Raw genomic sequence first — 8360 nt, forward strand, 5'->3', positions numbered from 1 at the left:
AGGGCAGGCTTGAGAAAAACGATAACCTGAACCTGGCGCTGGCACTTGGGGATGAACTCACCCGCAGGGGATATGATGTGGTATACACCAGAACGGAGGATGTATACGATTCTCCGGTCCGCAAAGCACAGAAGGGAAATGAGAGCGGAGCAGATTATTTTATATCGCTTCACCGCAACTCTGCACCGGAGGCCAACAAGTACAGCGGAGTGCAGACCCTTGTCTACGATAAAAGCGGAGTGAAATACAATCTTGCACAGGAGATCAACAGCGAGCTTGAAAAGCTGGGCTTTCGAAATATAAATGTTGAGGAGAGGCCGGGGCTGGCGGTGCTGCGCCGGACTGAAATGCCCGCAGTGCTCATAGAAACAGGCTTTATCAACAACGATTACGACAATTACCTGTATGATTACAATTTTGAAGCCATAGCAGACGCAATAGCAAATGCTGTGGATGAGACGATCGGCGCGCGAGCGTGAGCCTGGCAATAAACGGATTTGAGTCAGGCCGGGTAAAAAATAAAAAAATTGTTGACATTGCATTTGCAGTGTGTTACATTAAGCAACGATGAACTGCCGAAGACAGTAGGTGCCCTAGGGCGTAAGATGTTATATCACCTACCGAGGAAAGATATCGTTATTGAATTAACAATCTACTCTCAGGTCTTAGGGCTTTGAGAGTTTTTTTATATCTTGGAATGTGCAGTCATTAGTAAAATAAGGAGGCGCATTATGGCAAAGGTAGAGTTAAAGAAGCCAATAGTAGAAGAGATCAAGGCAAATCTTGAAGGCGCTGCTACTGCAGTAGTTGTAGACTATCGTGGTCTTACAGTTGAGCAGGATACACAGCTCCGTAAGAATTTAAGAGAAGCTGGTGTTGTATACAAGGTATACAAGAACACAATGGTTAACTTCGCTATCGAGGGAACAGAGTTCGAAGGCCTTAAGGGTTGTTTAGAGGGACCAACTGGTCTTGCAATCTGCAAGGATGACGCTACAGCGGCTGCAAGAGTTCTTGCAGACTTCGCAAAGAATGCCCCAGCTCTTGAGCTTAAGGGCGGCGTTGTAGAAGGTACATTCTACGATGCAGAAGGAATCCAGGTTATTGCAAAGATCCCTTCAAGAGACGCGCTTATTTCCAAGTTCCTTGGAAGTATCCAGTCACCTATCGCAAACTTCGCTCGTGTTATCAAGCAGATCGCAGAGCAGAAGGAGGCTTAATATTAAGCCTGATAGAACATCTGATGTATATATCGGCACTGCCGGGATCATATGCTGTCAGATATTCAACTGTCTATATCATGGACAAATGGTATCCGCATGATACGAGAATGATGTGTGGATACATTACAAAATAACAAATTATATTATATGGAGGAAAAACATAATGACAACTCAGGAAATTATTGAAGTAATCAAAGGTTTATCAGTATTAGAGTTAAACGACTTAGTTAAGGCTTGTGAAGAGGAGTTCGGCGTATCAGCAGCAGCAGGTGTTGTAGTTGCAGCAGCAGGTGCAGACGGTGCAGCAGCAGCCGAGGAGAAGGATTCATTCAACGTAGAGCTTACAGAGGTTGGTCCTAACAAGGTTAAGGTTATCAAGGTTGTTCGTGAGCTTACAGGCTTAGGTCTTAAGGAAGCTAAGGACGCTGTAGATGGTGCTCCAAAGGTAATCAAGGAGGACGCTACTAAGGAAGAGGCTGAGGAAGCTAAGACAAAGCTCGAGGCTGAGGGCGCTAAGGTTACATTAAAGTAATTTGATCCTTATTTTATTATCAGACTTTATTCGGCCTGGCGGAGGTGGATCTCATCCCGCCGGGCCGGTTTTTCTATACATCTTTTCTCAATTAATAAAAAAATCTAAAAAAATTCCAAAATATAGTTGACAAATATTGCATTTGCTGTTAGGATAGTAAACTGTCACTATTATGGCTTCGTGTGCATACACATCATAATAGGGTGATAAATGGCTTTAAAACACTTATTTAAACTAAGGTTTGTCTTAAAAAGCATAAAAATAAATTCCAAGGGGTGAATGTGTCGATGGAAAAGAACAGAATTAGTCCTGTCAAGTCTGGAAAAGGCTACAGAATGAGCTACGCTAAGCAGAAGGACGTCCTGGAGATGCCTAACTTCATAGAGGTTCAGAAGAATTCATACAACTGGTTCTTAACTGACGGTCTGAAGGAAGCATTCAGGGATATTTCTCCTATCACTGATTACTCTGGACAGTATAGTCTTGAGTTCGTAGATTTTCAGTTCTGTAAAGATGACTTGAAGTACAGTATCGAGGAATGCAAGGAGAGAGATGCAACATATGCGGCGCCTCTCAGAGTCAAGGTCAGACTCAGAGTCGGAGATGCTAAGGAGATGTCAGATCATGAGATATTCATGGGTGATCTTCCTCTTATGACAGAGACAGGAACATTCGTTATCAATGGTGCAGAGCGAGTTATAGTAAGCCAGTTAGTGCGTTCACCTGGTATTTACTATGATATAACACATGATAAGGTTGGTAAGAAGCTGTATGCATGTACAGTAATTCCTAACAGAGGTGCATGGCTGGAGTATGAGACAGATTCCAACGATGTATTCTATGTTCGTGTGGATAGAACCAGAAAGGTACCTGTGACTGTTCTTATCCGTGCACTTGGTCTTGGAACAGATCAGGAGATCATAGATTTATTTGGCGAGGAGCCAAAGATCATGGAGAGTCTTAACAAGGATCCTGCAAAGTCATATGCAGAGGGCGTGGTAGAGCTTTACAAGAAGATCAGACCAGACGAGCCTTCAGTAGTTGAGAATGCAGAGAGCCTTATTAATGCTATGTTCTTTGATGCGAGAAGATACGATCTTGCAAAGGTTGGACGTTACAAGTTCAACAAGAAGCTTGCTCTCAAGGCTCGTATAGCAGGACATGTCCTTGCTGAGGATGCTATCGATCCTAGCACAGGAGAGGTTATCGCTGAAGCTGGAACAACAGTATCAGAGGAGCTTGCAGACACAATTCAGGATGCAGCAGTTCCTTATGTTATGATCCAGACAGAGGAGAGAAACGTTAAGGTTCTTTCTAATATGATGGTCAACATTGCCAATTATGTGGATTTTGATCCTGCTGAGCTTGGCATTGTGGAGAGAGTATATTATCCGGTTCTCGAGGGACTCCTCGAGGAGTATGGCGATGATACAGAGAAGCTCAAGGCTGCCATAGAGAGAGACATGTCAGACCTCGTACCAAAGCATATTACAAAGGAAGACATATTTGCTTCCATAAATTACAACATTCACCTCGAGTATGGCATTGGTAATGACGATGACATCGACCATCTGGGCAACAGACGTATCAGAGCGGTTGGAGAGCTTCTTCAGAACCAGTATAGAATCGGTCTTTCAAGACTTGAGAGAGTTGTAAGAGAGAGAATGACAACACAGGATGCTGAGTCTATCACACCTCAGTCCCTTATCAATATCAAGCCTGTAACGGCTGCTGTTAAGGAGTTCTTCGGAAGTTCACAGTTGTCACAGTTTATGGATCAGAATAACCCTCTGTCAGAACTGACTCATAAGAGAAGACTTTCAGCCCTTGGCCCTGGTGGACTTTCACGAGACAGAGCCGGATTCGAGGTCCGAGATGTACACTATACACACTACGGTAGAATGTGTCCTATCGAGACCCCTGAGGGTCCTAACATCGGACTTATCAACTCACTGGCTACATATGCGCGTATCAACGAGTATGGTTTCGTTGAGGCTCCATATAGAAAGCTTGATAAGACAGATCCTTCTAACCCTGTTGTTACAGATGAGGTTGTTTACCTTACAGCAGACGAGGAGGACAGATACAGAGTAGTACAGGCTAATGAGCCTATAGATGAGAATGGACACTTTGTCAAGAACAATGTATCAGGAAGATTCAGAGCTGATACAACCGAGTTCCCTAAGTCAAAGGTTGATCTCATGGATGTATCACCTAAGATGGTATTCTCAGTTGCTACATCGATGATCCCATTCCTTCAGAACGATGATGCTAACCGTGCCCTCATGGGATCAAACATGCAGCGTCAGGCGGTTCCTCTTATGATGACAGAGTCAGCAGTGGTTGGAACAGGTATGGAGGCAAAGGCTGCTGTAGATTCAGGTGTTTGCGTTGTTGCCAAGAGAGACGGTGTTGTAGAATATTCAAACAGCACAGAGGTCTGTGTAAGAGCAGATGAGGATGGAACAAAGGATGTATATCACATCATCAAGTTTGCACGAAGCAACCAGGGTAACTGTATGAACCAGAGACCTATCGTGTTCAAGGGTGACCACGTAAAGGCTGGAGAGGTTATCGCAGATGGCCCTTCAACATCTGGCGGAGAGATCGCACTTGGTAAGAACCCACTGATCGGTTTCATGACATGGGAAGGTTACAACTACGAGGATGCGGTTCTTCTCAGCGAGAGACTTGTACAGGATGATGTATACACATCAATTCATATAGAGAAATACGAGTGTGAGGCTCGTGATACCAAGCTTGGTAAGGAGGAGATCACAAGAGATCTTGCAGGTCTGTCAAATGATGTCCTCAAGGATCTTGATGAGAATGGTATCATCAGAATCGGCGCAGAGGTTCGTGCCGGTGATATCCTCGTTGGAAAGGTTACTCCAAAGGGAGAGACTGAGCTGACAGCAGAGGAGAGACTTCTTCGTGCCATCTTCGGTGAGAAGGCAAGAGAGGTAAGAGATACATCACTGAAGGTTCCACACGGAGCATTCGGTATTGTTATAGATGCAAAGGTATTTACACGTGCTGATGGAGACGATCTTCCGGCAGGCGTAGACAAGAAGGTCAGAGTATATATAGCACAGAAGAGAAAGATCCAGGTCGGAGATAAGATGGCTGGTCGTCATGGTAACAAGGGTGTAGTTTCACGAGTGCTCCCTGTTGAGGATATGCCATTCCTTCCAAACGGACGTCCTCTTGATATCGTGCTTAACCCACTGGGCGTTCCTTCACGAATGAACATCGGACAGGTCCTCGAGATCCATCTCGGACTTGCTTCACAGGTTCTTGGATTCAAGGTATCCACTCCTGTATTCAATGGTGCTACAGAGTTTGACATCATGGATACACTGGAGATGGCCAATGACTATGCAAATGGTACATGGGAAGACTTCGAGGCTAAGTACAAGGATACAGTAAAGCCTGAGGTTATGGATTACCTCTACACGAACAGAGACCACAGAGCAGAGTGGAAGGGCGTGCCTATCAACAGAACAGGTAAGGTTCAGCTCCGTGATGGTAGAACAGGTGAGAACTTTGATGCCCCTGTAACTATCGGTTACATGCATTACCTCAAGCTGCACCATCTGGTTGATGATAAGATCCATGCTCGTTCAACCGGTCCGTACTCACTGGTAACACAGCAGCCACTGGGTGGTAAAGCTCAGTTTGGTGGACAGCGTTTCGGAGAGATGGAGGTTTGGGCTCTTGAGGCTTATGGTGCTTCATACACACTGCAGGAGATTCTGACAGTTAAGTCTGATGATGTTGTAGGACGTGTTAAGACATATGAGGCTATTATCAAGGGCGACAATATACCAGCACCTGGTGTGCCTGAGTCATTCAAGGTACTTCTCAAGGAGTTCCAGGCTCTCGGACTTGATGTAAGAGTCGTAAGAGAGGAAGAGGACGAGGAAGGCAACAAGAAGATGGTTGAAGTTGATCTCAGCGAGACCATGGAAGCTTATGATTACAACACAAGTATCAAGAGACTTCTCAGCGACAGATCATCAGACAGAGACGATGATATGGATGAGAGCGATGCACCTGAGGTGTTCAGAGGCGATGACGCAGATGAGCTTCAGGCAAGCGGATTCTCAGAGGTTGATGAGAACGACGATATAAGTGATATGGAAGACCTCGGCGATTCAGATTATATGGATAATAATGAGGAAGAATAAGAAAGGAGCTTTGTAAGATGCCAGAATACAATGTAGACAATGCAGAACAGGAAAAGTCATTGAACTTTGACGCAATAAAAATCGGACTTGCATCTCCTGAAAAGATAAGAGAATGGTCACATGGTGAGGTAAAGCGCCCTGAGACTATCAACTATAGAACACTTAAGCCTGAGAAGGACGGTCTGTTCTGTGAGAGAATATTTGGGCCACAGAAGGACTGGGAGTGTAATTGTGGTAAGTACAAGAAGATCAGATTCAAGGGAATCGTGTGTGATAAGTGTGGAGTTGAGGTAACAAAGTCCAACGTTCGTAGAGAGCGTATGGGACATATTGAGCTCGCTGCTCCTGTATCACATATATGGTACTTCAAGGGAATCCCTAGCCGTATGGGACTGATCCTTGATATATCACCAAGAGTGCTTGAGAAGGTACTGTACTTCTCATCATATATAGTAACAGATCCAAAGGATACTCCGCTTGCTTACAAGCAGATCCTCAACGAGCAGGAGTTCAGAGAGGCAGAGAAGGAGTATGGTTACGGTTCATTCGTTGCAGAGATGGGCGCAGAGGCTATACAGAAGCTTCTCAAGGCAATAGACCTTGATGCCGAGAGCGCAGAGCTTAAGAAAGAGCTTGAGACATGCAGCGGCCAGAAGCGTACAAGGATCATCAAGAGACTTGAGGTAATGGAGGCATTCAGAACATCAGAGAACAGACCTGAGTGGATGATCATGAATGTAATACCTGTTATCCCACCAGATATCAGACCTATGGTACAGCTTGAAGGTGGAAGATTTGCAACATCAGACCTCAACGATCTGTACAGAAGAATTATCAACAGAAATAATCGTCTCCGCAGACTCCTTGATCTCGGTGCTCCTGAGATCATCGTGAGAAATGAGAAGAGAATGCTTCAGGAGGCAGTTGATGCACTTATAGATAACGGTAGACGTGGACGTGCGGTAACAGGCCCTGGTAACAGAGCACTGAAGTCACTTTCAGAGATGCTGAAAGGTAAGCAGGGACGTTTCCGTCAGAACCTTCTTGGTAAGCGAGTTGACTACTCAGGACGTTCAGTTATCGTAGTTGGACCAGAGCTTAAGATTTACCAGTGCGGTCTCCCTAAGGAGATGGCTATCGAGCTGTTCAAGCCATTTGTTATGAAGGAGCTTACAGCTACAGGTAAGGCAAACAATATCAAGCAGGCAAAGAAGATGGTAGAGAAGCTTGAGCCACAGGTTTGGGACATTCTTGAGGATGTCATCAAGGAGCATCCGGTTATGCTTAACCGTGCCCCTACACTTCACAGACTTGGAATCCAGGCATTTGAGCCAGTGCTTGTAGGCGGTAAGGCTATAAAGCTTCACCCACTCGTATGTACAGCCTTCAATGCCGATTTCGATGGAGACCAGATGGCTGTCCATCTTCCACTTACAGTAGAGGCACAGGCTGAGTGTAGATTCCTTCTGCTTTCACCTAACAACCTGCTGAAGCCATCAGATGGTGCGCCTGTTGCCGTTCCTTCACAGGATATGGTACTTGGTATCTACTATCTGACAATGGAAAAGGAAGGCGAGATCGGAGAGGGAAGATATTTTAAGTCCAAGAATGAGGCAATACTTGCATATGAGAATGGTGGAATTACACTTCACACCAAGATCCATGTAAGAAGAACCGGTGAGTTCGAGGGCGAGGAAGTTACAGGTGTTATCGATACAACACTTGGAAAGCTTCTCTTCAATGAGATCATTCCACAGGATCTCGGATATGTAGACAGAACTGTTCGTGAGAACGCTCTGAAGCTTGAGATAGATTTCCATGTAGGAAAGAAGCAGCTCAAGCCAATCCTTGACAAGTGTATCAATACACACGGTGCAACAAAGACTGCAGAGGTTCTTGATGATGTCAAGGCAATAGGATATAAGTATTCAACAAGAAGTGCTATATCAGTATCTATTTCAGATATGAAGGTGCCTGATGAGAAGAAGGATATCCTTGAGGATGCACAGAAGCTCGTTGACCAAATCACCAAGAAGTTCAGACGTGGTCTTGTATCAGACGAGGAGAGATATCAGGCAGTAGTTAAGATCTGGGAGAAGGCAGATAAGCATCTGCAGGATCTCCTGTTCGCAGGTCTTGATAAATATAACAATATATTCATGATGGCTGATTCTGGAGCCCGTGGTTCTAATCAGCAGATCAAGCAGCTTGCAGGTATGCGAGGACTGATGGCAGATACAACAGGTAAGACCATTGAGCTCCCAATCAAGTCTAACTTCCGAGAGGGACTTGACGTTCTGGAGTATTTCATTTCAGCGCATGGTGCTCGTAAGGGTCTGTCAGATACAGCTCTTCGTACAGCCGATTCAGGATACCTGACAAGACGACTTGTAGATGTATCACAGGATCTTATAA

5 protein-coding genes and 1 other annotated feature are annotated in these 8360 nt (G+C 45.0%); all 5 genes read left to right on the forward strand.

Annotation, left to right across the window (positions count from 1 at the left end):
• The coding region (locus ABUA34_RS13240; protein ID WP_349823465.1) for an N-acetylmuramoyl-L-alanine amidase family protein at nt 1-479 on the forward strand (479 nt) is incomplete at its 5' end.
• A gap of 78 nt (nt 480-557) precedes the next feature.
• Nucleotides 558-695: a sequence feature (ribosomal protein L10 leader region), on the forward strand.
• A 36-nt stretch (nt 696-731) separates the two neighbouring features.
• Entirely contained in the window at nt 732-1220 is a 489-nt protein-coding gene (gene rplJ, locus ABUA34_RS13245; protein WP_015534197.1) for a 50S ribosomal protein L10, read from the forward strand.
• Between the two features lie 166 nt (nt 1221-1386).
• Nucleotides 1387-1755, forward strand: a complete 369-nt coding sequence (rplL, locus tag ABUA34_RS13250; protein WP_015534196.1) for a 50S ribosomal protein L7/L12 — start codon at nt 1387-1389, stop codon at nt 1753-1755.
• 287 nt (nt 1756-2042) lie between these two features.
• Nucleotides 2043-5945 (forward strand): DNA-directed RNA polymerase subunit beta, encoded by a 3903-nt coding sequence (rpoB, locus tag ABUA34_RS13255; protein WP_055224423.1) that lies wholly within the window; start codon nt 2043-2045, stop codon nt 5943-5945.
• 17 nt (nt 5946-5962) lie between these two features.
• On the forward strand, nt 5963-8360 hold a 2398-nt coding region (rpoC, locus tag ABUA34_RS13260; protein ID WP_349823466.1), incomplete at its 3' end, for a DNA-directed RNA polymerase subunit beta'.

It is taken from the genome of Coprococcus sp. RTP21428st1_C9_RTP21428_210409, assembly GCF_040227395.1.
In the GTDB taxonomy this organism is placed as follows: Bacteria; Bacillota; Clostridia; order Lachnospirales; family Lachnospiraceae; genus Coprococcus; species Coprococcus aceti.

What these genes read in the sequence shown, in the direction of transcription:
- rplJ (WP_015534197.1), top strand. Translation starts at nt 732, where the DNA reads ATGGCAAAGGTAGAGTTAAAGAAGCCAATAGTAGAAGAGATCAAGGCA.
- rplL (WP_015534196.1), top strand. Translation starts at nt 1,387, where the DNA reads ATGACAACTCAGGAAATTATTGAAGTAATCAAAGGTTTATCAGTATTA.
- rpoB (WP_055224423.1), top strand. Translation starts at nt 2,043, where the DNA reads ATGGAAAAGAACAGAATTAGTCCTGTCAAGTCTGGAAAAGGCTACAGA.